This is a genomic window from Streptomyces mauvecolor (assembly GCF_039532965.1).
Classification (GTDB): domain Bacteria; phylum Actinomycetota; class Actinomycetes; order Streptomycetales; family Streptomycetaceae; genus Streptomyces; species Streptomyces violascens.
In genome coordinates, this window is sequence record NZ_BAAASQ010000023.1 from 454080 (window position 1) to 478618 (window position 24539).

Annotated in this window: 24 protein-coding genes and 1 other RNA gene; 8 read left to right on the top strand and 17 right to left on the bottom strand. The window is 69.8% G+C overall.

Annotated features, from left to right (window positions below; all coding sequences use genetic code 11):
- The first annotated feature begins 21 nt into the window (after window positions 1–21).
- Entirely contained in the window at window positions 22–1446 is a 1425-nt protein-coding gene (locus ABD346_RS29625; protein WP_344379057.1) for a condensation domain-containing protein, read from the top strand.
- Between the two features lie 198 nt (window positions 1447–1644).
- On the opposite strand, the gene ABD346_RS29630 is transcribed toward ABD346_RS29625, so the two are convergent.
- The 3 genes from ABD346_RS29630 to ABD346_RS29640 form a co-directional block, all read right to left on the bottom strand.
- Window positions 1645–1938, bottom strand: coding sequence for a hypothetical protein (locus ABD346_RS29630; RefSeq protein WP_344379058.1), 294 nt, complete (start codon window positions 1936–1938; stop codon window positions 1645–1647).
- A gap of 407 nt (window positions 1939–2345) precedes the next feature.
- Complete coding sequence (locus tag ABD346_RS29635) at window positions 2346–2627, bottom strand: hypothetical protein (protein ID WP_053727213.1); 282 nt, start codon at window positions 2625–2627, stop codon at window positions 2346–2348.
- A 223-nt stretch (window positions 2628–2850) separates the two neighbouring features.
- Window positions 2851–3318, bottom strand: a complete 468-nt coding sequence (locus ABD346_RS29640; protein WP_344379059.1) for a hypothetical protein — start codon at window positions 3316–3318, stop codon at window positions 2851–2853.
- A 528-nt stretch (window positions 3319–3846) separates the two neighbouring features.
- Here ABD346_RS29640 and ABD346_RS29645 point away from each other — a divergent pair.
- The 4 genes from ABD346_RS29645 to ABD346_RS29660 all read left to right on the top strand — a co-directional run bounded on the left by ABD346_RS29645 (window position 3847) and on the right by ABD346_RS29660 (window position 6273).
- Window positions 3847–4590 carry a hypothetical protein gene (locus ABD346_RS29645; RefSeq protein ID WP_344379060.1) on the top strand — a complete coding sequence of 248 codons (744 nt, stop codon included), beginning with the start codon at window positions 3847–3849 and terminating at the stop codon, window positions 4588–4590.
- A gap of 73 nt (window positions 4591–4663) precedes the next feature.
- Window positions 4664–4945: a hypothetical protein gene (locus ABD346_RS29650; RefSeq protein ID WP_344379061.1), complete on the top strand. Its 282-nt coding sequence runs from the start codon at window positions 4664–4666 to the stop codon at window positions 4943–4945.
- Between the two features lie 399 nt (window positions 4946–5344).
- A complete protein-coding gene (locus ABD346_RS29655; protein ID WP_344379062.1) occupies window positions 5345–5539 on the top strand; it encodes a hypothetical protein in 195 nt (64 codons plus the stop codon).
- Between the two features lie 50 nt (window positions 5540–5589).
- Window positions 5590–6273 (top strand): DUF2637 domain-containing protein, encoded by a 684-nt coding sequence (locus ABD346_RS29660; RefSeq protein WP_344379063.1) that lies wholly within the window; start codon window positions 5590–5592, stop codon window positions 6271–6273.
- A 32-nt stretch (window positions 6274–6305) separates the two neighbouring features.
- On the opposite strand, the gene ABD346_RS29665 is transcribed toward ABD346_RS29660, so the two are convergent.
- The 6 genes from ABD346_RS29665 to ABD346_RS29690 form a co-directional block, all read right to left on the bottom strand.
- Window positions 6306–7460, bottom strand: a complete 1155-nt coding sequence (locus tag ABD346_RS29665) for a uroporphyrinogen-III synthase (protein WP_344379064.1) — start codon at window positions 7458–7460, stop codon at window positions 6306–6308.
- A gap of 103 nt (window positions 7461–7563) precedes the next feature.
- A complete protein-coding gene (locus tag ABD346_RS29670; protein ID WP_344379136.1) occupies window positions 7564–8901 on the bottom strand; it encodes a nitrate/nitrite transporter in 1338 nt (445 codons plus the stop codon).
- 143 nt (window positions 8902–9044) lie between these two features.
- Entirely contained in the window at window positions 9045–10202 is a 1158-nt protein-coding gene (locus ABD346_RS29675) for an acyltransferase family protein (RefSeq protein WP_344379065.1), read from the bottom strand.
- Window positions 10199–12301 (bottom strand): bifunctional polysaccharide deacetylase/glycosyltransferase family 2 protein, encoded by a 2103-nt coding sequence (locus ABD346_RS29680; protein WP_344379137.1) that lies wholly within the window; start codon window positions 12299–12301, stop codon window positions 10199–10201. The genes ABD346_RS29675 and ABD346_RS29680 overlap by 4 nt, the downstream gene beginning before the upstream one ends.
- 157 nt (window positions 12302–12458) lie before the next feature.
- Window positions 12459–13220, bottom strand: a complete 762-nt coding sequence (locus ABD346_RS29685; RefSeq protein ID WP_344379066.1) for a hypothetical protein — start codon at window positions 13218–13220, stop codon at window positions 12459–12461.
- Between the two features lie 154 nt (window positions 13221–13374).
- Window positions 13375–14385 carry a LysR family transcriptional regulator gene (locus ABD346_RS29690; protein ID WP_344379067.1) on the bottom strand — a complete coding sequence of 337 codons (1011 nt, stop codon included), beginning with the start codon at window positions 14383–14385 and terminating at the stop codon, window positions 13375–13377.
- 103 nt (window positions 14386–14488) lie between these two features.
- On the opposite strand from ABD346_RS29690, the gene ABD346_RS29695 reads away from it, so the two are divergent.
- Together ABD346_RS29695 and ABD346_RS29700 are read left to right on the top strand one after the other, a co-directional pair.
- Window positions 14489–15715 (top strand): MFS transporter, encoded by a 1227-nt coding sequence (locus ABD346_RS29695; RefSeq protein ID WP_344379068.1) that lies wholly within the window; start codon window positions 14489–14491, stop codon window positions 15713–15715.
- 54 nt (window positions 15716–15769) lie between these two features.
- A complete protein-coding gene (locus ABD346_RS29700) occupies window positions 15770–16189 on the top strand; it encodes a hypothetical protein (protein ID WP_344379069.1) in 420 nt (139 codons plus the stop codon).
- 63 nt (window positions 16190–16252) lie between these two features.
- On the opposite strand, the gene ssrA is transcribed toward ABD346_RS29700, so the two are convergent.
- The 5 genes from ssrA to ftsE form a co-directional block, all read right to left on the bottom strand.
- Window positions 16253–16621, bottom strand: a transfer-messenger RNA (tmRNA) gene (gene ssrA, locus ABD346_RS29705).
- A gap of 103 nt (window positions 16622–16724) precedes the next feature.
- Window positions 16725–17237 (bottom strand): SsrA-binding protein SmpB, encoded by a 513-nt coding sequence (smpB, locus tag ABD346_RS29710; protein ID WP_053727225.1) that lies wholly within the window; start codon window positions 17235–17237, stop codon window positions 16725–16727.
- Between the two features lie 34 nt (window positions 17238–17271).
- Window positions 17272–18468, bottom strand: coding sequence for a S41 family peptidase (locus ABD346_RS29715; protein ID WP_344379070.1), 1197 nt, complete (start codon window positions 18466–18468; stop codon window positions 17272–17274).
- 80 nt (window positions 18469–18548) lie between these two features.
- Window positions 18549–19466, bottom strand: a complete 918-nt coding sequence (gene ftsX, locus ABD346_RS29720) for a permease-like cell division protein FtsX (protein ID WP_344379071.1) — start codon at window positions 19464–19466, stop codon at window positions 18549–18551.
- Window positions 19467–19512: 46 nt separating this feature from the next.
- Entirely contained in the window at window positions 19513–20202 is a 690-nt protein-coding gene (gene ftsE / locus ABD346_RS29725; RefSeq protein ID WP_114036589.1) for a cell division ATP-binding protein FtsE, read from the bottom strand.
- 265 nt (window positions 20203–20467) lie between these two features.
- Here ftsE and ABD346_RS29730 point away from each other — a divergent pair, with 265 nt between their 5' ends.
- Window positions 20468–20659, top strand: coding sequence for a hypothetical protein (locus ABD346_RS29730; protein WP_344379072.1), 192 nt, complete (start codon window positions 20468–20470; stop codon window positions 20657–20659).
- 73 nt (window positions 20660–20732) lie between these two features.
- Here the strand turns inward: ABD346_RS29730 and ABD346_RS29735 are convergent, their stop codons facing one another.
- From ABD346_RS29735 to ABD346_RS29745, 3 genes are all read right to left on the bottom strand, one after another.
- On the bottom strand, window positions 20733–21614 hold the full coding sequence (locus ABD346_RS29735) for a hypothetical protein (RefSeq protein WP_344379073.1): 882 nt from the start codon (window positions 21612–21614) through the stop codon (window positions 20733–20735).
- A gap of 439 nt (window positions 21615–22053) precedes the next feature.
- The gene (prfB, locus tag ABD346_RS29740) at window positions 22054–23160 is read right to left on the bottom strand and encodes a peptide chain release factor 2 (protein ID WP_344379074.1); all 1107 of its coding nucleotides are present in this window, start codon (window positions 23158–23160) and stop codon (window positions 22054–22056) included.
- Window positions 23161–23219: 59 nt separating this feature from the next.
- A complete protein-coding gene (locus tag ABD346_RS29745; protein ID WP_344379075.1) occupies window positions 23220–24464 on the bottom strand; it encodes a serine/threonine-protein kinase in 1245 nt (414 codons plus the stop codon).
- Window positions 24465–24539 lie beyond the last annotated feature (75 nt).

The window sequence follows — 24539 nt, forward strand, 5'->3', positions numbered from 1 at the left end:
CAACTGCGAACGGAGACGCCCGTGCGAATCACCGACATCCAGCGTTGCGAGGTCCGGCCCGGACGGCTCGTCGAGTGGGCGCTCAGTCCGGCGACCGTCGCCGCGGCGGCGGACCTTCCGGAGGACCCGCGGCCCCCCGCGTACCTCCAGGAGTCGCACATCAGGACCGCCCAATCGGTGCACGAGGACGGCCTGTTCGTGCCGACCTGGATCGGTACGGCATTCGACATCCCGGGCACGGTCGACCTCGACGCGCTGCAGGACGCGCTGCGCGGCTGGACGCTGAGGCACGAGACGCTGCGCAGCGGCTTCCGCTGGGACGGCGACGAGATGCGCCGGTTCACGCTCGACACCGAGGCCGTGTCGCTCCAGCGCGAGGACATCGGAGACTTCCCCGACGCGGAGCAGCTCGTCGAGCATCTCCAGAACCGTTTCGACACCGTCGCGAACGCGCTGCGCTGGCCCAACTTCCTCTATGCGGCGGTCATCCGGGACGACTGCACCAGCGTGTACATCGCCTTCGACCACAGCAACGTCGACTCCTACTCCATCCAGCGCATCCCCGCCGAGATGAGCGAGCTCTATGCCGCCGCCGTCGAGGGCCGCCCGGCCAAGCAGTCGCCGGTCAGCAGTTACGTCGACTTCTGCGAGATCGAGCGGGCGGACGCGGACCGGATCGACGGCAACCACGCGATCGTGGGCCGCTGGCGGGAGTTCATCAAGCGGTGCAACGGGAAACTGCCCAACTTCCCCGTCCCGCTCGGCCTGGAGCCCGGTGGCCCGCTGCCCACACAGAAGCTCATGAGCGAGATGCTCGTCGACGCGGACTCCGTCGCGGCGTTCGAGGCCTACTGCCGGCCCTTCGGCGGCAGCCTCGTCGGCATGCTGGCCGCCACCAGCCTCATCGTCAACGAGATCGGCGGACAGCCCGTCTACCGCGCCGTCGTCCCCTTCCACACCCGGGTCAAGTCCAAGTGGTCCGATTCCGTGGGCTGGTACGTGGGCGGTGCGCCCATCGAGGTCCCCGTCGACGAGGCGCCCGACTTCCTCTCCGCCCTGAAGGTCGTACGCGCGGAGTTGCAGGCCAACAGGTCGCTGGCCCGCATGCCGCTGGCCCGGGTGCTGCGCCTGCTGGGCTCGGACTTCCGCCCGACCTCGCCCGACCTGTACTCGATCGTCTCGTTCGTCGACGCACGGGGCATCTCCGGTGCGGAGCGCTGGGACGAGCTTGCGGCCTACGGGCTGGTGCGCGTGTCCTACGGCGACCAGGTCTGCATCTGGCTGAACCGGCTCCACGAGGGCCTGTGGTTCACCTGCCGCTACCCCGACACCGACATCGCGTACAAGAACATGCGGCTGTACACGGAGCGGTTGGGGGACGTCATCCTCGAAGTGGCGCGCGAACAACGCGCCCGCGAACTCGCACCGCACGATCTCGCCGGGTGACCGGTCCACGACACCCCTCGCGCCGGCCACCGCCGGCACGGGGGACAGGCCCCTTCCCGACCCGCCCCCGACCGCACCGTCGGGGGCGCCGCGCTGCAACTCCACCGACACGCAGGCGACTTGACCGGCCGGAGGGCCGCGGCACACACGCCTCGGCGCCCCTGCCGGTGGCAGGGGCGCCGAGGAAGGTGGTGACTGCTACTTGCTGAACGCGCTGTTGCTGCAGCCCATGCTGGAGCCCATGGAGGTCTGCTGCGAGCCGGCGTTGCCCTCGCCGTTCAGGAGGTTGCCGCCCAGGCCGTTGAGGATGCCGACCTGACCGAGGATGTCGACGTTGCCGTCATGCGACGTGCAGGTGCTGCTCTGCTTGATGTCGAAGAAATCGCCGCCCCGGCCGCCCTTGCCCCCGTCGGCGTGTGCGGCGCCGGCGGTGAGGAGCCCGATGCTGCCGAGGGCAGCGACCAGGACGGCGGCCTTGCGAAGCTTCTGCATGTCATCTCCGATGGAGTGAAGTGGACGCGATCTGTGGCAGATCGACTTCGTGTAGTTACAGAGGTAATACGACCTATCCCCAAAGCACCCGGCGGCGCGCCGAATTCAGAAAATCCCTCACCATCTTGGTCGATTCCGCGAAATAACCAGTCCTGTGAGTACCGGGGTTGAACCCCGTCGATTCCCCATGAACTTCCACACCCTGTCGTGCAGTTGCACACGCGCGCGCCACAACGCGCCCCGGCAGTCCGGCCGAGAAAGACCTTCACCCCTCCCTGCCACCCCGGCAGAAGCGCACGGAGCGGCCCGCACGGCCCCTTCAGCGCAAAAGGTCCCGGCACCGAGCCAGGGGCTCGGTGCCGGGACCTGTTTTCCGCTTTCGGCCGTTTATACGACCGGACTCGTGATTAGAACGCGCTGTTGTTGCAGCCCATGCTCGAGCCGATGTGGGTGTTCTGCGCACCCGGGTTGCCCTCGCCGTTGAGCGCGTTGCCCAGCAGACCGTTGAGCAGGCCGACCTGGCCGAGGACGTCGAGGTTCAGGTCGTGCGACTTGCAGTTGCTGCTCTGCCCGATCTTGAACTGGTCGCCGCCCTTGCCGCCGTCGTGCGCCTGGGCCGTGCCGGCGGCCAGCATTCCGAGGCTGCCGAGAGCAGCGACCAGAACGGCAGCCTTGCGAAGCTTGTTCATGTCATCTCCGTTGGAGTGAAGTGGATACGATCCGTGGCAGATCGATTCCTTACGGTCACGGAAATTAATACGAAATACCCCCAAACCGCCCGATGACGCGCCGGGTGCCACGAGGTTGTTGTGGAAGCACTCTGAAGTCGTAACGCCGACGAGCGAGTGCCTCCGCGTCATCCACCACCCTCACGCGCGGCCTCGTCTCGGCGACCGCACGGCGGGCGAAGCCCTAATTGCTGGCGTGCGCGAGGGCGTTCGCCTGGTTGTTGGCCTGGGTGCAGCTGACACCACGGGTCTCGGCGCCGGCGAGTACGGCGATGGGGAGATTCGCGTTGAGCAGGTTCTGCGGGCTGCACTCCTGGGACGGGCGGAAGAGGTTGCTCTGCTCCACCGGGCCGCCCGGCGCCGGCGCCGTCTGCGGGGAGATCTGGGGGGAGATCAGCGGGTTCAGCTGCGGGTTGATCTGCGGGCTGACCTCGGAGGGCTGCGGCAGGGACATTCCCTGCGGGGCGGGCGTGTAACTGCGCGCGACGGCCTGCGAGGACGAGGAGGCGTGGGCGGTGTCCGGCTGCCCGATCGGGGGCGGAGCAGCGCCGTTGTACGCAACGGGAGCGACGGCTGAGCTGGAGCCGACGCCGATGGCGGACAGCCCGCCGGCTGCTGCGAAGACGAGCGCGACCTGTTGGAACTTGCGCATGGAACCCTCGGCCCTTCGTTGACCTGTGCGTGAAACGTATGGAATGCGGATGAGCCAGTGCAGCCTTGCCTGTTCCCGCTGTCCTGTGCGGCTGCGATGGGCCATCGTCCTGGCCCTGTGCGGAACGAGATGAGCAGGGGTCCCGTCACGGGATCCGAGGCGTGGTCACCCATTTGCCGAAGAGTGCGAATCATCACCTGAATCGTCAACTCGCAAGGGGCCGCATCGCACTTGTTCGTGACGGCAGCGGCAAGTCCTCACTCGTCCGTGGTGCTACGAGTCATGGCAAATGGGTGACGGAATTTTGGATCCCGTGACCGGCCCGGCGGAAACATCGTTGCCAGCTGGGAGTAAGGCGGCGACCACGAACCGGAGAGAGGGACAACGGGATCCGCTGTCGACTCCGGCGTGAAGTCCGCAAGCATTTCCCCTGTTTGGGCGCGATATGAATATCGGACTGAACGCACGCAAGACTGCACTGAATGCAACGGATTTCCCCTGTACAGGTATTGAAGGGCCGAGGGTTCCATGCGAAAGCTTCACAAGGCCGCGCTCGTTGTAGCAGCGGCCGGCGGTCTGTCCGCCGTCGGCGTCGGCGTCAGCCATGCCGACTCACCCGGGTACGGGTACGGAGGTCCCGGTCCGGCGCCTGGTCCCCAGTACTCGGCACCCGACTACGCGCCCATGCAGTACGGGCCTCCCCCGCAGTACGCGCCCGCCCCGCAGTACCCGCAGTACGGGCCGCCGCCGCAGTACGCACCTCCGCAGTACGGGCCTCCCCAGTACGGGCCGCCGCCGCAGTACGCGCCCCCGCAGTACGGGCCGCCGCCGCAGTACGCGCCCCCGCAGTACCAGCCGCCGCGCCCCCAGGCGCAGGCCACCTCGGTGTCCAGCGCGTCGAGCACGATGCAGTCCTCCAACCAGCAGCCGTACGCCCAGCCGCTGATGGCTCCCCCGGCGGCGCCGCCTCAGGCGGCCGCCTACGCCCAGTCGACGGGTGTCGCGCAGGCCGGGCCGCAGCCGCAGATCATGCCGCAGGCGGCGCCGCAGGTCACTCCGCAGGTCGCCCCCCAGGTCGCCATGCCCCAGGTCTTCAACCCGGAGCCCGCGCCGCGTGTCGCCCCGCAGGTGAACCCGCAGGTGAACCCCACGGTGAACCCGCTCATCAACCCGCTGATCGCGCCGGCCAGCGCCCCGCAGGTACCCGGGCTCGGCCTCGGCCAGCTCGCGGCGCCTCCCGTCGGCCAGCTGGGCCTGCCCCGGCTCGGCTGATCGCCTCTTCGCGAATCTCCACCGCTCAACTCCATCTGTCGCACACCACATCAGCTCGACCAACGGAGAAGAAATGCGCAAGATCCAGAAGGCCGCCCTCGTAGGCGTCGCCGTCCTCGGCGGCATCGGCGCCTTCGGCGGCGGCACCGCCTTCGCGCACGGCGAGGCGGACGCGCACGACACGGACATCATGCAGAACTCCGAGTGCCGCTCGCACGACATGAACATCGACGTCCTGGGCAGTGTCGGCGCCCTCAACGCCCTGCTGGGCAACGGGCTCAACGGCGAGGGCGCCCCGGGCGCGCAGCCCGCCCACCTCGGCTCGGACATGGGCTGCAACAGCAAGGTCGGCTGAGCAGCCGCGACACACGTCTTCCCGCCAAGCACCCGCCCTCGTCCCGCACTTCGCGGTCCCGCACGAGGGCGACTGGCCTCCGGGCCCGGCATGACACCACCCCTGGCGAGCGGATGGCCCGGGGTGGTGTCATCGGGCCCGGAGCCGCTGCATCACGCGGCCTCGATACGCGCCGGTCCCTCCGGAACCCGCAGAAACGATCATGCAGTGGAGCCGACGAGCACCGGCCCGGCATGGCCCCACGGAAGGCCTTGGCTGAAAATGCCCTGGGCGACGCCCTGTAATACGTCTCGGAATTTCATCGACCAGGGACTGTAATCCGATATACAGGAAGGTCTCACCGCGAATATTCCCCCGAATGTACGACGCCTCGCGCCGCGTGATGCTCGTTAGGCGAGCGTGACTTTGAAGGAAAAGACCGCAGAAAAGACCCACCTTCTCCTCTCGCACCAGGAGGACTCCAGGGATCCGGCAGGCCTCATGCACTGCTCGGATCTGCTCGAGGACTTCTTCGCGACCATCAGCCGGATGGAGAGTGAATACCTGCAGGCCGCGATGGCAGGTTGGCCGGCCCAGGGTGCCCACTCCGACTGAAACATCCGCACGGCCGCTCACGGAGAAGCCGAAGACCGAAAGGATGCGGAATGAGAACCGACTACGACGCGGTAGACCAGTACCCCGATTACACCCAGCCCATCGACGTGCAGCACATGTGGCGCACGCCCGATCCCGAGATCCCGTCGGACGGCTGGGATCCGGACGAAGAGCTGGCCCGCATCCTGCATCCGACGCACAGCGTGGATCCGGCGCCTCCCCTTCTGGACGGCGACCGGCACTCGCACCGCCAGGTCAGCCGGCGGCGGCCCAAGTCAGGGTTTCACGTCCTGGCCGGAAAACGGAGGATCATCGCCGTCTCGGTCCTCATCGTAATAATCACCATCTGCGCCGTGACGATACTGACCTGGTCCATCTCCTATTCGTACAATCAGCTGCGCACCATTGCGCTCCTCGGGGCGACGCCGCAGTTGGCACAATGGTGGCCGCTGACGGTGTACGGGCCGTGGCTCCTTGCGGGTCTTTCCATCCTGCGGGCCTCCGTTCAGCACCGGACCGCCCGGCGGTCCTGGGCGGTGATGCTGATCTCTTCCGGCACCGCGGTGACCATGTGCATCGGCCAGGCACCGCATTCACTTTTCGCGATGGTCGTGGTCGGAATTCCGCCGATCACCGCCCTGGTCTGTTTCCGTGAACTCGTCGGCCAGTTCTCGCCCCGGCCCGGCCCCCGGCACGCCTTCGACGTCGTGAACGGGCTGAAGAAGAGGCCGTAGCCGGTTGCGGCGGACGGTGCGCCGGGGGCCGCTCAGCCCTCCGCGTACTTGGCGTCCGCCGCCGGATCCAGGGCGAGCCGGTAGCCGCGTTTCACCACGGTCTGGATGACCCGGGGGGCGCCGAGCGCCGTGCGCAGGCGGGCCATCGCCGTTTCCACCGCGTGTTCGTCCGTGCCCGAGCCGGGCAGCGCGCGCAGCAGTTCGGCGCGGGCCACCACCCAGCCGGGGCGGCGGGCGAGGGCACGAAGCAGGGCCATGCCGGCCGGGGGGACGGATTTCAGCTCGCCGTCCACCAGGACCGCGTGGCCGCGGATCTCGACACGGTGGCCCGCCAGGGGCAACACCTTTGAACGTGCCGGGAGTTCGGTGCACAGGAGCTGGACGAGCGGGCCCAGGCGGAAGCGTTCGGGGGCCAGCGTGGTCACGCCGCGGGCCTGGAGCGGCAGCGCGGTGACCGGGCCGACGCAGACGGGCAGGACGTCGTCGTGCAGGGCGAGCAGCAGCTCCGCGAGCATGCCGCGTTCCTCGGCCCGGTCCAGGAGGGAGGCCGCGGCCGGGGCGCTGGTGAAGGTGAGCGCGTCCAGGCCGTGCGAGACGGTGGCGTCCAGGAGCCGGTCGAGCGGCGCCGGGTCCTGCGGCGGCAGCCAGCGGTAGACCGGCACCCCGACGACCTCGGCGCCGCCCGCGCGCAGTGCCTCCACGAAGCCCGGCAGCGGTTCGCCGTGCAGCTGGATCGCGATGCGCCGGCCCTCGACGCCCTCGGCGAGCAGCCGGTCGAGGACCTCGGCCATCGACTCGGACGAGGGCGACCACTGTTCGGTGAGCCCCGCGGCCCGTACCGCGCCCTTCACCTTGGGGCCGCGGGCGAGGAGTTCGACGCCCTTGAGGGTCTTCAGGAGCGCGTCCCCTATCCCCCAGCCGTCGGCGGCCTCGACCCAGCCCCGGAACCCGATGGCGGTGGTGGCCACCACCGTGTCCGGCACTCTGGCGATCAACTCCTTGGTGGCGGCGAGGAGTTCACTGTCGTCGGCGAGCGGCACGATCCGCAGCGCGGGGGCGTGCAGCACGGCGGCCCCGCGACGGGTGAGCAGCGCGGCGAGCTCGTCGGCCCGGCGGGCGGCGGTGACCCCGACGGTGAAGCCGGCCAGGGGCCCGTGCGGTGCGGCCGCTTGTGCTTCTGCGGACATGACTCTCCAGGTGGTGCGGGGACGTCCGAGCCTGCCAACGGAGCGTGACGCCTGGGGTTCACCATGGTTTCCCGGGTGTTACGTCACTCCCCACCGTCAAGGATCACACCTCGGCGTAGGCGGGCGCCGGTGCGGCGGAGACCGGTGTCCGGGCAGGCCGGCGGACGTATACCGCCCAGGTCACCGTGAAGCACGCGGCGTAGCAGGCCAGGAAGGCGGCGAAGGCGGCGGTGCCGCTTCCCGCCGTCTGGAAGGACTGGCGGAAGGCGAGGTTGATGGCGAGCCCGCCGAGCGCGCCGACGGCCCCGACGAACCCCATGGCGGCCCCCGAGAGCCGCCGCCCGTAGGCCGCCGCCGCCTCGCCGGAAAGACCGCGGGCGAGCGCCTTGGCCTGGAAGATGCCGGGGATCATCTTGTACGTGGAGCCGTTGCCGAGCCCGCTGAGCACGAACAGGGCGATGAACCCGGTGAGGAAGACGGGCAGCGACTTCTGGACGGAGGCGTACAGGACGACGCCGGTGGCGGCGGCCATCGCGGCGAAGTTCCCCAGGGTGATGCGGGCGCCGCCGTACACGTCGGCGAGGCGGCCGCCGACGGGCCGGATCACGGAGCCGAGCAGCGGTCCGACGAAGGTGAGCGAGGCGGCCTGGAGCGGGGTCCGGCCGAACTGGGTCTGGAGTACGAGGCCGAAGGCGAAGCTGTAGCCGATGAACGAGCCGAACGTGCCGAGGTACAGGAACGCCATGATCCAGGTGTGCGCGTCTCGCAGCGCCTCCTTGGCCGCGCCCGTGTCGTTGCGGACCGGCGCCAGGTTGTCCATGCCGAGGGCCGCGCACAGCCCGGCGATCACGATCAGCGGGATGTAGACGGCGAGCACGATGCGCGGGTGGGTGGCCCCGGCGGTCGCGATGACGAGCAGCCCGACGAGCTGCACCACCGGTACGCCGATGTTGCCGCCGCCCGCGTTCAGGCCGAGCGCCCAGCCCTTCTTGCGCAGCGGGAAGAAGGCGTTGATGTTGGTCATCGAGGAGGCGAAGTTGCCCCCGCCGACCCCGGCGAGGGCCGCGACCAGGAGGAACGTGGTGTACGAGGTGCCCGGCTCCATGGCGAGCCAGGCGGCGACGGCCGGAACCAGGAGCAGCAGGCAGCTGAAGACGCTCCAGTTGCGGCCGCCGAAGCGGGCGACGGCGAAGGTGTACGGGATGCGGACGAGGGCGCCGACGAGGGTCGCCACCGAGATCAGGAAGAACTTGCCCGCGGGGTCCACTCCGTAGCCGGGGCCCATGAAGAGCACCATCACCGACCACAGGCTCCAGACGGAGAACCCGACGTGTTCGCAGAACACGGACAGGAAGAGATTGCGCCGGGCGACGCGCTCGCCGGTCTCCCGCCAGAAGGTGTCGTCCTCCGGGTCCCACCGCTCGATCCAACGGCCAGCCATCATGCCTCCACGGTCGGTTCGCTTCACGTGACAGCGACCGTAGGGAGGGAGGGTTTCGGCCGCGTGCCGCCGGATGACCGGGGTGCAACCTTGTCTTCACGGGGTGCGGGCGGCAGCGGTGAGACCGCCGCCGCCCGGGTCCGTCAGGCGGGCCAGAGCCGGGGCCGGCGCTTGGCGGCGACGTCCTCGACCCAGCCGAAGCACAGCACGCACAGGCCGATGAGGACCCAGGTCACGGCGAGTACCGGCCACGAGCTGTTGAGGAACTTGCCGGCGCCGGCGAGCGCGTCGATGCTCCACAGGTCGTCCCAGACGGTGGCGGCGACCAGGATGCACAGGTTGTGCCAGAGGTAGACCGTCACGGCCCGCGAGTTGAGCAGGGTGATCAGGCGGTCCCAGCGGCGCAGCGGAGCCGGCCACTGCTCCCAGGAGGGGCTGATGTGGAGCAGCAGGAGCACCGCGCCGAGCGACCACAGGGTCTGCGCGAGCGGGATCGAGTCGAGCTCGGTGTCCCCGGTGATCGAGTACCCGCCGCGCACCGCCCACCAGTAGCCGAGCGCCATCACGATGGGGGCGAGCGAGGGGATCAGGTAGTTCGGCAACTTCCGTGTGACGCCCGCCTGGTGGGCCATGCCGAGGATCCAGCAGGCGCCGAAGGTGGCGAAGTCGGTGAGCGCGGAGTCGATGCGCTCGGGAAGGCCGAGGTCCACGAAGTCCACGAGCGCGGCGATCGCGACCGGGGCGAGGATCGTCAGCCAGGGCAGCCTCCGAAGCAGCATCCGGAACAGCGGCGAGAGCAGCACGAACCACAGGTAGGCCCGCAGGTACCAGAGCGGTTCGGCCAGGTTGGCACCCCAGTTGTCGCCCAGTACGTGGTGGATGCCGGGCAGGTCGGCCCCGTACGGCGGGTCGCTGAGCGGGACCACCCAGAACAGCAGGTGCCCCCACCACCAGGCGGGGTGTCCGTCGGAGTCGGGGCCCCAGCCCTGGGCGAGCATGCCGGTGATGCCGACCGCGCCGAGCAGCCACATGGGCGGGAGCAGCCGGCGCAGGCGGCCCCGTACGACCTGGACGGCGGGGCGCTTCAGGGAGCGGGCCATCAGGTTTCCGGCGAGCGCGAACATCACGCCCATGGAGGGGAAGGCGAGCGGCAGCCAGGCCCAGCCCATCAGGTGGTAGAGCACCACCCGGAACAGGGCGAGGGCGCGCAGGAAGTCGAAGTACCGGTCGCGCACGGGCGCCCGGGGCGCCGGGGCGGCGGGGGTGGCCGCCGCTCCAGGAACATCCACGTACGAGGTCATCCCGCCGCCTTCCGCAGGGCCGGGTTGCCCGGCGCCTCGACCACGCCGGTGCGGCGCAGTTTCTGCCAGCGCAGCCGGCCGCCGGTCACCGCGGTGATCCAGGACTGGAGCAGCACGACGTACATCAGCTGCCGGTACATGACCTGCTGGAGGGGCAGCGAGAGCAGGTGCGTCAGCTTTTCCTTGTCGAGCCGGAAGGCGTAGGCCGCGCAGATCCCCTGGATCAGCAGTACGACGAGCCAGGCCACGATGGTCTGCTCGGTCTTGCCGAAGACGACTCCGTACAGCAGGAAGATGTCGATCAGCGGGGCGAGCAGCGGGGCCAGCACCATGAACGCGGCGACCAGGGGCAGGCCGAAGCGGCCGAAGCGGCCGGAGGCGCCGCGGTCCTTGATGGCGCCGCGGTGCTTCCAGATCGCCTGCATGGTGCCGTACGACCAGCGGTAGCGCTGCGACCAGAGCTGCTGGACGGACTCGGGGGCCTCGGTCCAGGCGCGGGCGTTCTCGCTGTAGACGACCTTCCAGCCGTCGCGGTGGATGGCCATGGTGATGTCGGTGTCCTCGGCGAGGGTGTCCTCGCTCATGCCGCCGACCCGCTCCAGGGCCTGGCGGCGGAAGGCGCCGACCGCGCCGGGGATGGTGGGCATGATGCCCATCAGGTCGTACATGCGGCGGTCGAGGTTGAAGCCCATCACGTACTCGATGTGCTGCCAGGCACCGATGAGCGAGTCGCGGTTGCCGACCTTGGCGTTGCCCGCGACGGCGCCGACCCGCAGGTTGCCGAAGGGCTGCACCAGTTCGCGGACGGTGGACGGCTCGAAGACGGTGTCGCCGTCCATCATCACGACGAGTTCGTAACGGGCGTGCGCGATGCCGTTGTTGAGGGCGGCGGGCTTGCCGGCGTTCTCCTGGCGCACCACGCGCACGTTGGGATAGCCCAGCGCCTCGACGATGTCGGCGGTGCCGTCGCTCGAACCGTCATCGATGACGATCACTTCGATCGGATGATCGCTCGCCATGAGCGAACGAACAGTGTTGGCGATGCATTCGCGTTCGTTGTACGCGGGCACCAGGACCGAGACCGGTTCGGTGACCGGCGGCCCCCACCGGAAGTCCTTCTTGCGCACCTTGCGGGCGTGCACGAAGGAGAGAATCAGCATCAGCCCGAAGCGGGCGAAGACCAGCACGCCGACGATGGCGAGGCCCACGACCAGGAAGTCGGTGGTGTGCTCGGCGACCTGGACGGCGCCGACGAAGGCCTCGCCCTTCCACAGGTCCATGCCCGTGACCGGCGTCAGCGCGCTCGGAGCGCCCAGCGCGGTGGTGAGGTTGACGAAGCTGTAGCCCGACTCCTGCATGTCCGGCAGGAACTTGTCGAGCGCGGCCACGGTCTGCGAGCGGTCGCCGCCAAAGTCGTGCATCAGGACGATGGCGCCCTTGTCGTCCTCCGGGGTGGCGTTGTGAATGATCTTCTTGACGCCGGGCCGCTGCCAGTCCTCACTGTCGGTGGAGTCGAGCGCGACGATGTAGCCCTTGCTGCCGACGTACTGGACGACCGGCCAGGTGTCGTTGTCCATGGCGTCGGCGAACGAGGAGTACGGCGGCCTGAACAGCGAGCTGTGCACGCCCGCGGCGCCCGCGAGCGCGAGCTGGTTCTCGGAGAGCTCGCGGTCGATGCGCGACTTCGACTGGTAGGACAGGTCGGGGTGGTTGAAGGTGTGCAGGCCCACCTCGTGGCCCTCGGCGACCATGCGCTTGATGAGGTCCGGGTAGCGCGAGGCGTTGGTTCCGGTCACGAAGAAGACGGCGTGCGCGTGGTACTTCTTCAGCTCGTCCAGGACCTTCGGCGTCCAGGTGGGATCCGGGCCGTCGTCGAAGGTGATGACGATCTTGTGGTCCGGTATCTGCAGGCTGACCGGTTTGGCGGCGTTGCGCGCGTCGATGACCGGCCCGCCGTCGATGATCTTCTCGGGCACCTTGTCGGTGGGCGCGGGGTCGCGTACGCGGTGGTCCGCCTGGATCTCGCTGTGCACATAGCCGCGCAGCATCAGCATCGCGACGAGCGCGACGAGCAGGAGCAGCGGCAGCAGATAGCGCATGGGCAGCCGCTTGCGCCGCGTTGGCCGCGGCTTGGCCTTGGTGGTTCTCATGGCAGGTGTCGTTACGCCTTCGGGCCGGTACGACGTCGGGGGCGCCGTACGGGGTTGGTGCTGGGGCCGCTGTCCGGGCCACTGCGGGCGGGCCTGGACGGCGGGGTCAGGCGCCGGTCTTGCCGGCGGAGGGGGTGACGGGCCGCGCGGCCGGCTTGTGCGAGGTGCCGGGGCGCGGGGAGACCTTGGTGTTCACGGGGCTGTGCCCCGTCACCGGGGTGGCGCTGTGCGGCACGGACTTGGAGGCCTTGGGCGAGGGCGCCTTGGAGGCGCTGTGCGCGGGGGCCGCGGCCTTCTTCGAGGGCGACGCCTTGGGCTGCGGGGCCTGTGAGGCGGTCGCCTGGGGCGGCGCGGTCACGGCGTCGGCCTTGTCGGGGAGGTTGAGACCGGGGGCACGGGCGCTGCCGCCGAGCAGCGAGCCGACGAGCGCCACGGCGAAGCCGGTGGCCGCGAGCCCGAAGAGCCAGCCGAGCCAGCGCAGTTTCTTGCCGCGCTTTCCGCTGGCGTCGACGAACACGGCCTGCTCGGCCGAGGCCGCCCGCAGCGGCTTGAAGATCGGGATCTTCTGGGTCATGGACCGCGAAACGGGCTCGGGGTCGGGCCTGACCGCCTGCGGTGCGGGCTTGGTGAACTGCTGCGTGGGCACGCTCGCCCGCGGCTCGGGCTTGGTCAGACGCGGATCGGGCATCGTCAGCCGCGGCTCGGGCTTGGCCGCCTGTGCCTCGGGCTTGGTCAGACGCCGCGTGGGCGTGGTCAATTCCTCGGCGAACACGCCGAGTTGCATCGTCGCGTCGCGTGGCGGCTGTTGATCCACCGGGTGGCCGGGACGGGGCTGTCCGCCCGGCCCGTTGGTTATCCGACTGTCCATTTTCGTACGCACTCCCTGAATGTGTTTCGCGGGTTGCGCGCACGACTCCCGGGCACCACCATCCGGAACGGGGAAACCCCACCCGTTCCGAGCGCCCCCACTATCCCGCCGCACCCGGGCGATGAATGTAGCGCACGCGGCTGTGGACATGTGTTCACGTATCGCGCGATGTTCGCCTTCTACGGGCCACATGCGGGGCATCGGCCACCATCAGGGACATGTCGGGCTCGGGCAGCCAGCTTTCGGGGGGCTTTTCCAGCCAGCCGTGCGCCCCCGAGGCTTCGTTGGCGACCCTCCGCAGGACATCCACGCCGGGATGCGAGAGCCCCTTGCGCCACACCAGCGACACGGGTGCGAGCGGCACGGGGCCGGTCAGCGGGCGTACGACCATGCCGGGCACGTCCATGAACTCGGTACTGGCAAGCACCGACCAGCCCTGCTTGCGCACCACCCGGACGAACTCCTCCTCCCCCGCGATCTCCGGGAACGGCGCGGCCATCGCGATGCCGCGACCCGCGAAGAGTCGCTCCGCCAGGTCGGTCCATTCGGCAGTGGCCGGATTTCCCGCCGCCGCGTACAGCGTCTCGCCGGCCAGCGCGGCCAACGGCACCTCGGCCAGGCCCGCGAGCCGGTGCCCCGCGTCGAGCAGCACGGCCATCCGTTCATAGCGCACCGGCTGGTGGCCGAGCCCCGAGAGCACCGCCGGGTCGAGCCCGGCCACCCGGCCGAAGGAGACGTCGAGCCGCCCGGCCAGGATCTCGGCCGCCGCCCCGGTGAGCCCGCTGATGAACCGGGCCACGAACTCGACGCCGGGTGCCTGTTCGCGGGCCTCGGCCAGCACCCGTGCCCCGGTGCCGACGGGCGCCGAGATGTCCACGAGCAGCGGCCGTTCGGAGCCGCCGCCCGCCCGCGCGGTACGCAGTTCGTCGTAGGCGGCGAGCACCTTGCGGGCGTACGGAAGCAGCCGCGCCCCGTCCGCCGTGAGCGAGACGGCCCGGGTGGTGCGCACGAAGAGCTCGGTGCCCAGCTCCCGTTCCAGGCGCCGGACATCACGGCTCAGCGCCTGTTGGGCGACGAACAGGCGGGCGGCGGCGCGGGTGAAGTGCAGTTCGTCGGCGACGGCGGCGAACGAGCGGAGGAGGCGCGGGTCCAAGTCGTGGGGCACGGCGGGCAAGTCAACAACATCACGGGCGTTGACAACAAGAGTGCGTGAATGGGCCCTGATCAGGTGTTGGACCCCACAACCCGGCGCGCACAAGGATCGGGTCATGCCGCAAACGACCCCGCTCGCCCGCCGCTCGAACCCGTACATACGCCTCTTCCGCACTCCCGGCGCCCGCGCCTTCACGCTCGGCAATCTCGTCGCCCGGCTCCCCATGGGCATGTTCGGCGTCAGCGCCGTGATCATGATCGCGGGCGCGCGCGGCTCGTACGCCCTCGCGGGCGCCGTCACCGCCACCGGTCTCGCCGCGACCGCGCTCGTCGCCCCGTGGACGGCCCGGCTGGTCGACCGGCACGGGCAGGCCCGAATTGCCGTACCCGCAACGGCAGTTGCGGTCTGCGGCTCACTGGCCCTGCTCCTGTGCGTGCACTTCGGCGCCCCCGACTGGACCCTGTTCGCCGCGTACGCCGCGACCGCCACCACCCCCAACACCGGCGGCATGTCCCGCGCCCGCTGGGCCCACCTGCACCGCGACGATCCGGCCGCCCTGCACACCGCCAACTCCTTCGAGCAGGCCGCCGACGAGCTCTGTTTCATGCTCGGCCCGGTCGCCGCGGCCCTTCTCTGCTCGGTCCTGTTTCCCGAGGCCGGCACCCTCGTCGGCGCGGTCCTGCTGATGACAGGCGTCCTGCTCTTCGCCGCCCAGCGCGCGACCGAACCGCCCGTCGCACCCCGCTCGCCCGCCGCCAAGTCCCCTTTGAGATCGCGGGGGTTCGCATCGTTGCTCGCGGTCTTCCTCGCCACCGGCGCGGTGTTCGGCTCCCTGGAGGTCGTCACCATCGCGTACGCCGACAGCCTCGGCCACCAGTCCGCGGCGGGCGGAGTGCTCGCGCTCCAGGCGGCCGGATCGTGCGTCGCGGGGCTCCTGTACGGGGCGGTCCGCCCGGCCCGGGGCCTGTCCCGGCGGCTCGTCGGCTGCGTCGGAGCCATGACCGTACTGATGTGCCTGCCGCTGCTCGCGGCACGGGCCTGCGGCTCGCTGCTCGCGCTGGCCGCGGCCCTGCTGTGCGCGGGCGCCGCCACCGCGCCCACCATGGTCACCGGCATGACCCTGGTCCAGCACCTCACCCCCGAGGGCCGGTTGAACGAGGGCATGACCCTCGCCGTGACCGCGATCCTGGGCGGCATCGCGGCGGGCTCGGCCATCGGCGGCCGGGTCATCGACCAAGCGGGCGCGGAGATGGGCTACTTGATCCCGGTCTGCGCGGCGGCCGTCGCCCTGGTGGTGAGTGCGGCCGGATCCGGGCGGTACGCTGCACCGCCCCGCCGGTAAGCGGGACGTCCCCCTCCGCTTGAGCATGACCACGTATCAGGAAGGCCCATCCCCATGGCCATGAAGAAGTCGACCATCCAGCAACAGGTCGCCGAGGCGATCGCACAGGCCAATCCGCAGGACCGCCCGATCGTCATGATCCAGGCGGTGGCGGGGCCCAGCGTCTGGCTGATGAGCATGTTCGGCGTCATAGGCCAGTGCTTCCTGTCGTACTACTTCATCACCGTGACCCAGCAGGCCGTGCTGCTGCACCGGGCCAGCCGCTGGAACAACCGCCCGCAGGAGATCGTCACCGCCATTCCGCCGGCCGAGGCGATGCGGATGATCAGTGACGTACGGCGGAACACGCTGTGGAGCTCGTTCCGCTGCCAGCTGCCGGGACAGCCGAAGCCGACCCGCATGAACGTCCACCGCCTGTGGCGCAACGAGATGGACCAGCTCCTCGGCATGCTGACCGGCCAGCCGGTCGCCTGACCCGGGTCCGGGCACGACAAAGGCCCCGCTGTCGGAACAGCGGGGCCTTCGCCTACATGGGAATTGTGGAGATGGCGGGAATCGAACCCGCGTCCAACGGTGCAAAAACAGGGCTTCTCCGTGTGCAGTTCGCTGCGATTTTCTCGGCCCCGGCAATCACGCGAACAAGTCGCCGACGGGCCCAGCCACTGTTTGATTTCCTTCCAGACCCCGTGACCGGGTCTAGAAGTTTAGTTCCCTAGCTGATGCCAGGATCCGGGTCGGGAACAGCCCGGGCTGACACTTCGCAAGTCGCTACTTAGGCAGCGAGGGCGAAGGAATCGCGCTTGGTGTTGGCGATTATTGTTTGCGACATATGGTTTACGAGATCATTGCCGCTTCCTCGACACGCTTCCCCTGCTTCGACATCCGCTGTCGAAACCGATCATCCCCATGTTGTTTTTTCAAAAGACGCCCCCGTGTGAGGGGCTGATGCCATCGTACGTGACCAACGGCCGACGGTGCCAGCCTATTCCGCGCGGGCCCCGGCGCGGCCCTACCTCAGGCTCGCGCGCTCCTTGCGCTTGACCGCCGAGATGGCCCGGTCCGTCTCGCGCCGGTCCTGCTTCTCGCGCAGCGTCTGCCGCTTGTCGTACTCCTTCTTGCCCTTGGCCAGCGCGATCTCGATCTTGGCCCGGCCGTCCTTGAAGTACAGCGCGAGGGGCACGATCGTGTGGCCCGACTCCCCCGACTTCGACTCCAGCTTGTCGATCTCGACCCGGTGAAGGAGCAGCTTCCGCTTGCGCCGCGCGCTGTGGTTGGTCCAGGTGCCCTGCGCGTACTCCGGCACGTGCACGTTGTGCAGCCAGGCCTCGCCGCCGTCGATCTGGACGAAGCCGTCGACCAGCGAGGCGCGGCCCTGGCGCAGCGACTTCACCTCGGTACCGGTGAGCACGAGACCGCACTCGTAGGTGTCGATGATGAGGTAGTCGTGCCGTGCCTTCTTGTTCTGCGCGACCAGCTTGCGCTTGCTGTCCTTCTCTTTGTCCTTGCCCGTGTTCTTAGCCATAGTGCGGCCATTTTCTCACCCCGGCGCAACAGGTTTAAGACGTGCCGCCCAGACCGCTCAGGACGGTCTTCGCGTGTTCGAGGGGGTGGTCGGTGACGGGAAGGTCGGGGGTGATGCCCTTGCCGTCGAGGCCGCGGCCCGAGGGGGTGCGGTAGTGGCCGACGGTCAGCTCGGCGACCGAGCCGCCCGCGAGGCCGGTGGGCATCTGGACCGACCCCTTGCCGAAGGTGCGCGATCCGACGGTGACCGCGCGGCCGCGGTCCTGGAGCGCTCCGGTGAGGAGCTCGGCCGCGCTCATGGTGCCGCCGTCGATCAGCACGACCAGGGGTCTCGCACCCTCCCCGTCGTCGGACGCGTACAGCGCCTGCTGCTTGCCGTGCACGTCGTACGTGGCGACCAGGCCGCCGTCGAGGAAGGCGGAGGCGGCGGTGACGGCCTCGCCGACCAGGCCGCCGCTGTTGCCGCGCAGGTCCAGCAGGATCCCGGCGCCCTTGGGGGCCTCGCGCACGGCGGCGCGCACCCGCTCGCCGGAGCCCTTGGTGAAGGCCGTCACCTTGATCACCACGACCTTGGCGGAGAGCTCTTCGACAGCCACGTCCTCGGTGTCGAGGACCGCCCGGCCGAGCGTCTGCTGCCAGCTGCGGGAGCCGCGCTGGAGGCCGACGACGACTTTGCTGCCGGCCGCGTCGCCCCTGAGGCGGGAGACGGCCTCGGTGACGGGCCGGCCGTCGGCGGACCAGTGGTCGATGCTGCGCAGGAAGTCGCCGGCCTCGACGCCGGCGCGGGCGGCGGGGCCGCCGGACTGGACCCGGGTCACCTGGGTGCGGCCGTCGGCGGTGCGGGCGACCCAGAGACCGACGCCGGTGTAGCGGCCGTCGAGCGCGTCCGTGTACTGCTCGTACTGGCCCTTGTCGTACACCGCGCCCCAGCGGTCCCCGCTGCGGCCCACGGCCTCCTCGGCGGCGCGGGTGGCGGACTTGCCGTCGGCCTGCGCCTCGGCGGCCGCGCGCGTCACGTCCTCGGCGGTGCGGTCGCCGCCGCGGTCGGTGTGTCTCGCGCGCGGGTCGAGGGCGGCCGCCGCGGTCCCGGCCGGCAGAGCGGCGGGTCTCTGCTGCTCGCGCGGAAGGCAGTTGGTGGCTGCCGCCGTCACCAGGACGCTCGCGAAGACCAATGCCAGAGCCGCCCCGCGGCGCACGCCACGGGGCCTGGAACAGAGCTCCGGGCCCGACATGGCGCCGAGTCTAGGACAAACGTCGGGCGCCGCAGGGGTTGTTGCTCCTACGGCGCCCGGGGCGTGTGTCACATGCGGGGTCAGACCTTGAGGTACTTGCGCAGGGCGAAGAAGGCCGCGAGCGCGGGCATCAGGACGCTGGCCGCGAGCACGAGCGGCAGCTTGGCCAACACCGCGTCCCAGCCGATGAAGTTGATGAGGTTCAGCTTGTGCGCCAGGTCGAGACCGTGGTCGATCATGAAGTAGCGGCCGACGACCAGGAAGCCCGCGGCGGCCACTCCGCCCATCAGCCCGGCGAAGGCGGCCTCCATGATGAACGGCGCCTGGATGTAGAAACTGGAGGCGCCCACCAGGCGCATGATCCCCGTTTCGCGGCGCCTGCTGAAGGCGGAGACGCGCACGGTGTTCACGATCAGCATCAGCGCGACGATCAGCATCACGAGCATGACCAGGATCGCCGCCATGTTCATGCCGTTGAGCAGACCGAACAGGTTCTCCAGGATGCCCTTCTGGTCCTGGACGGACTGGACGCCGTCGCGGCCCGCGAAGGCAGTGGCGACCACGGCGAACTTCTCCGGGTCCTTGAGCTTGACCCGGAACGACTCCTGCATCTGGTCCGGCGTGATCGACCCGGCCATCGGGGAGCTGCCGAACTGCTCCTTGTAGTGCTTGAACGCCTCGTCGGCCGACTCGTACGACACCGTCTGGACGACGTCCAGCTTCTTGAGGTCGGCCTCGATGTCCTTCTTCTGCTGGGCGGTCACCGCGCCCTTGGCGCACTTGGCGACGCTCTCGGCGTCCGCCTTGTTGCAGAGGAAGATCGAGACGTTGACCTTGTCGTACCAGTAGCCCTTCATGTTGTTGACCTGGTCCCGCATCAGCAGCGAACCGCCGAACAGGGCCAGCGAGAGGGCGACGGAGACGACGACGGCGATCGTCATGGTCAGGTTGCGGCGGAGACCGACCCCGATCTCCGAGAGTACGAACTGAGCGCGCATGGCGACGATTTCAGCCTTTCAGTGCTCGACGAGTGCTCTACGGCGCTCAGTGCTGGTAGCCGTAGACGCCGCGCGCCTGGTCTCGTACGAGACGGCCGGACTCCAGCTCGATGACGCGCTTGCGCATCTGGTCGACGATGTTCTGGTCGTGGGTCGCCATGACGACGGTGGTGCCGGTCCTGTTGATCCGGTCGAGCAGCTTCATGATGCCGACGGAGGTCTGCGGGTCGAGGTTGCCGGTCGGCTCGTCCGCGATGAGCAGCATGGGCCGGTTGACGAAGGCGCGGGCGATGGCCACGCGCTGCTGCTCACCACCGGAGAGCTCACCGGGCCTGCGGTCCTCCTTGCCGCCGAGCCCGACGAGGTCGAGCACCTGCGGCACGGCCTTGCGGATCTCGCCGCGCGGCTTTCCGATGACCTCCTGGGCGAACGCGACGTTCTCCGCGACGGTCTTGTTGGGGAGCAGCCGGAAGTCCTGGAAGACGGTGCCCAGTTGGCGCCGCATGTGCGGCACCTTCCAGTTGGAGAGCCGGGCCAGATCCTTGCCGAGCACGTGCACCTGCCCATGGCTGGCGCGCTCTTCCCGCAGGATCAGTCTCAGAAAGGTCGACTTCCCGGAACCGGACGAGCCGACAAGGAAGACGAACTCCCCCTTCTCGATGTCGAGGGAGACTTCCCGCAGGGCTGGTCGGTTCTGCTTGGGATAGGTCTTGGAGACATTGTCGAATCGGATCACGGGTGCACCACGGGTCGGCCGGGAGTATAGGTGTGCGTGACCTTACGCGAACGGGGCGAGCCCGCGCAGGCCACGTCCGGGGATGCACCTTATGTCCCTTGGGTCACGGGGCCGGGACCGGGATGAATCAGGCGGGGCGCGCCGAAACGCGCGGGAGCTGGCACAGTGGTAGGGGGAACGGTTGCGTTTCCCTGAGCGTTGAGCGGAGAGATAGCGGGTTGACAGCTGTATGCGCCGGCTCCGCCGCGCGGGAGGAGGAGAGCGCATGACCTATGACCGATTGGTGTGCGCCAACTGCGCGGCGCCCGTGAGCGAGGGCCGCTGCCGTGTCTGCCGGGCGAACCGGGAGCGCCTGCAGCAGGAGAACCAGTGGGGGTCCCTGAGCCCAGCGGCGCTGGTGACGCTCCTGATCGTCCTGATAGGGGCCTTCGCCCTGCTGGCCCACCAGACCGTCTGATCCGTCGGTCCGTACGCGAAGAGGGCCCCGGGTGCAGCACGCACCCGGGGCCCTCTTCCGCGTCAGCTACTGCTTACGCGACGTTACGGCCGCCCGCGAGGCGCGGCATGAAGCGGAAGCCGATGCCACCCGCGATCATGGTCGCGGCGCCGATCAGCAGGAAGGTGGTCCCGCCCGCACCGGTGGCGGCGAGCTCCTCCTTCTGCTTGCCCTGCTCGACCGGCTGCGACCCGACGGTGTCGGGGTTGGTGCCGGTGTTGCCGGTGGAACCCGTGGTGCCGGTCGAGCCCGTGGTCCCGGTGCTGCCCGTGGAGCCCGTCGAACCGGTGGAGCCGGTCGAACCGGTGCTGCCCGTGGAACCGGTGCTGCCGGTGGAGCCGGTCGAACCCGTCGAGCCGGTGGAGCCCGTGCTGCCCGTGGAACCGGTCGAGCCCGTGGAGCCCGTCGAACCGGTGGAGCCGGTCGACCCGGTGCTGCCCGAGGTACCGGAGGTGGTGGAACCGGTGGTGCCCGAAGTACCGGACGTGGTGGACCCCGTGGTGCCGGAGGTGCCCGAGGTCGTCGACCCCGTGGTGCCCGAAGTGCCCGACGTGGTCGAGCCCGTGGTGCCCTCGGACGTCGTGGAGCCGGTCGTACCCGCCGAGGTGGTCGAGCCGGTCGTACCCGCGGAGGTCGTCGAGCCCGTGGTGCCCTCGGACGTCGTGGAGCCGGTCGTACCCGCCGAGGTGGTCGAGCCGGTCGTACCGTCGGTGGTCGAACCGGTCGTCTGGCCGCCCGTGGTGTCGCACAGGGGCGTGCCCGGGATGCAGGGCTCGTCGAAGGTGCTCTTGGCCTTGCCGTCGTTGGAGTCGAAGCCGACGGCCTGGGCCGCCCCCGCGGCGGTCAGGGACGCGCCGGCGGCAATCACCGCACCGGCTGCTATCCGCGCGACGCGGACCCGCGTGTTCTTGGTCATCTGCCTGCTACCCCCAGTAGCTGTCTCGTCATGGAGCAGCGCCCGGGGCGGCAACGCCGGGGAGAGCGATGGAGCCCGTCCCCCGTCACACGCGCCCCAGAAATACGCCTGCCGCGCGTTAGCTTTGCCAGTTTTAAAGATCGCGTCAAGGTCGTTGCGTACGCAATGCCCGAAATCACCCCACTTGCCGGGCGTACGGGAATACGACTGTGACAGAAGACCGGAACTGACGCCCTCCGCAGGGGAGTTCGGATGTCGACAAAGCGTCGAGTCGCTCAATTCCCGCTTGCGCCAGCGAATTCGGCCGCGGGGCATGTTCTCGCCCCGCCCCGGTACGGAACCACCACCTCGGGCACACGCAACCGCCACAACAGAAAACGCCGGGTCCCCTTTTCGGGACCCGGCGTCGTGGCGCGCTCGAAGCATGCGCGCAACAGGCTTACTTCTCCTGCTGCTTGCGCCAGCGGATGCCCGCTTCGAGGAAGCCGTCGATCTCGCCGTCGAGGACCGCCTGCGGGTTGCCGACCTCGAACTCGGTACGGAGGTCCTTGACCATCTGGTACGGGTGCAGGACGTACGAACGCATCTGGTTGCCCCAGGAGTTGCCGCCGTCGCCCTTGAGCGAGTCCATCAGCGCCTGCTCCTCCTGGCGGCGGCGCTCAAGGAGCTTGGCCTGCAGGACGTTCATGGCGCTCGCCTTGTTCTGGATCTGCGAGCGCTCGTTCTGGCAGGAGACCACGATGCCGGTCGGGACGTGCGTGATGCGGACCGCGGAGTCCGTGGTGTTGACGCCCTGGCCGCCCGGGCCCGACGCGCGGTACACGTCGATACGCAGCTCGGACTCGTCGATCTCGACGTGGTCGGACTGCTCGACGACCGGCAGTACCTCGACGCCCGCGAAGGACGTCTGGCGGCGGCCCTGGTTGTCGAAGGGCGAGATGCGGACCAGGCGGTGCGTGCCCTGCTCCACGGAGAGCGTGCCGTAGGCGTAGGGCGCGCTGACGACGAAGGTGGTCGACTTGATGCCGGCCTCTTCCGCGTACGAGGTCTCGTACACCTCGGTCTTGTAGCCGTGGCGCTCGGCCCAGCGCAGGTACATGCGCTGGAGGCGCTCGGCGAAGTCGGAGGCGTCGACGCCACCGGCCTCGGCGCGGATGTTGACCAGCGCCTCGCGGGAGTCGTACTCGCCGGACAGGAGGGTACGGACCTCCATCTCGTCCAGCGCCTTGCGCACGGACTCCAGCTCGGCCTCGGCCTCGGTGCGGGTGTCCGGGTCGTCCATCTCCTCGGCGAGCTCGAAGAGCACCGCGAGGTCGTCGATCCGGCCGCGCAGGGCCTCGGTCTTGCGCAGCTCGGCCTGGAGGTGCGAAAGCTTGCTGGTGATCTTCTGCGCCGCCTCCGGGTCGTCCCAGAGGGACGGGGCGGCCGCCTGCTCTTCGAGCGCAGCAATATCTGCCCTCATCGTGTCGAGGTCCAGGACGGCCTCGATCGACCCCATGGTCGAGGAGAGGGACTTCAGCTCTTCGGATACATCGACGACTGCCACGGGTCCAGCGTAACGGCTGCGCGCTCCGGCGTTCCCCGGGCGGCTTGATCATCCCTGTTCTAGGGGACGACCGGCGCCGTGTTCTTGCTGTCCTGCGGCGGCGGCTGCTTGCCGGAGTCGTCGTTCAGGGCCAGCCAGCCGCCCACGCCGACCGCCGCGGCGAGGGCGACCGCGGCCGTCGTCAGGACGAGGCGGCGCTTGCGGACCTGGTCGGCGCGGTGGCGCGCCGAGCCGGGCCGCGGGGCGCCCGAGGAGCGGGGGGCGCGGGCGGTGCCGAGCGGGCCGCCGGCCAGCTCGTCGGGGCCGGGGACGCGCATGCTGGTGTGGGTGTCGCGGTTGGCGGAGTCGTGCTGCGCCCCGGGCACCAGCGGGACCGCGCCGCGGCGCGGGGTGGTGGGGACGGTCGGGTACGGGTCCTCGTACGCCTCCTCGTCCTCGGTGCCGTCGGCGTCCGGCTCGTCCACGTCGAGCGGGGGCATGCCCGCCACGAGGGGCAGCAGTTCGCGCAGCCGGACCGAGAGTTCGGAGGCGCGCAGGCGGGATGCCGGGGCCTTGGCCAGGCACTGGACGATCAGCTGCCACAGCTCGTCGGGGATCCCCGGGAGCGGGACGACCGTCTCGGTCACATGGCGGCGCAGCACGGCGCCGGGGTGGCCGCCGCCGAACGGGGTGAACCCCGCGAGCAGCTCGTACAGGACCGTCGCGAGCGCGTAGATGTCGACGGCGGCGCGCGGCGGGAGGCCCTCGACGATCTCGGGTGCCAGGTAGTCCGGGGTGCCGATGATCCTGGTCGCCTTGGTGCGGCGGGGGGTGTCGATGAGCTTGGCGACGCCGAAGTCGGTGAGCAGGGCGGGGTGGGCGCCGCCGGGGCCGAGCGGGCCCTGCATGTCCAGGAGGATGTTCTCGGGCTTGACGTCCCGGTGCACCACGCCGGCCGCGTGGGCGGCGGCGAGGCCGTCGGCGACGTCGGCCGCGATGGCCACGGCCGCCTCGGGGGCGAGCCGGCGCTCGCGGTCCAGGCGGGTGCGCACATCGGTGCCCCGGATCAGGTCCATGACCAGAGCGAGGTCGTTGCCGTCCACCACCAGGTCGCGCACGCCCACCACGTTGGGGTGGTCGAGGCCGAGCAGGGCGGTGCGCTCCTGCACGAAGCGGCCGACCAGCTCCTGATCGGCGGCGAGGTCCTCGCGCAGCAGCTTGATGGCGACGGGGCCCTCGGGCCCCTCGCCGAGCCACACCGTGCCGGCGCTGCCGCGGCCCAGGATCTGGTGGGCGGTGTACCGGCTGCCGATATTCCGTGCCAAGACTGCTCCCTCAGCGGCTGGCTGTGCACGCTGAGGCTACGCGGCCGGGACGCCAACCTTCACTTCTGGCGCCGA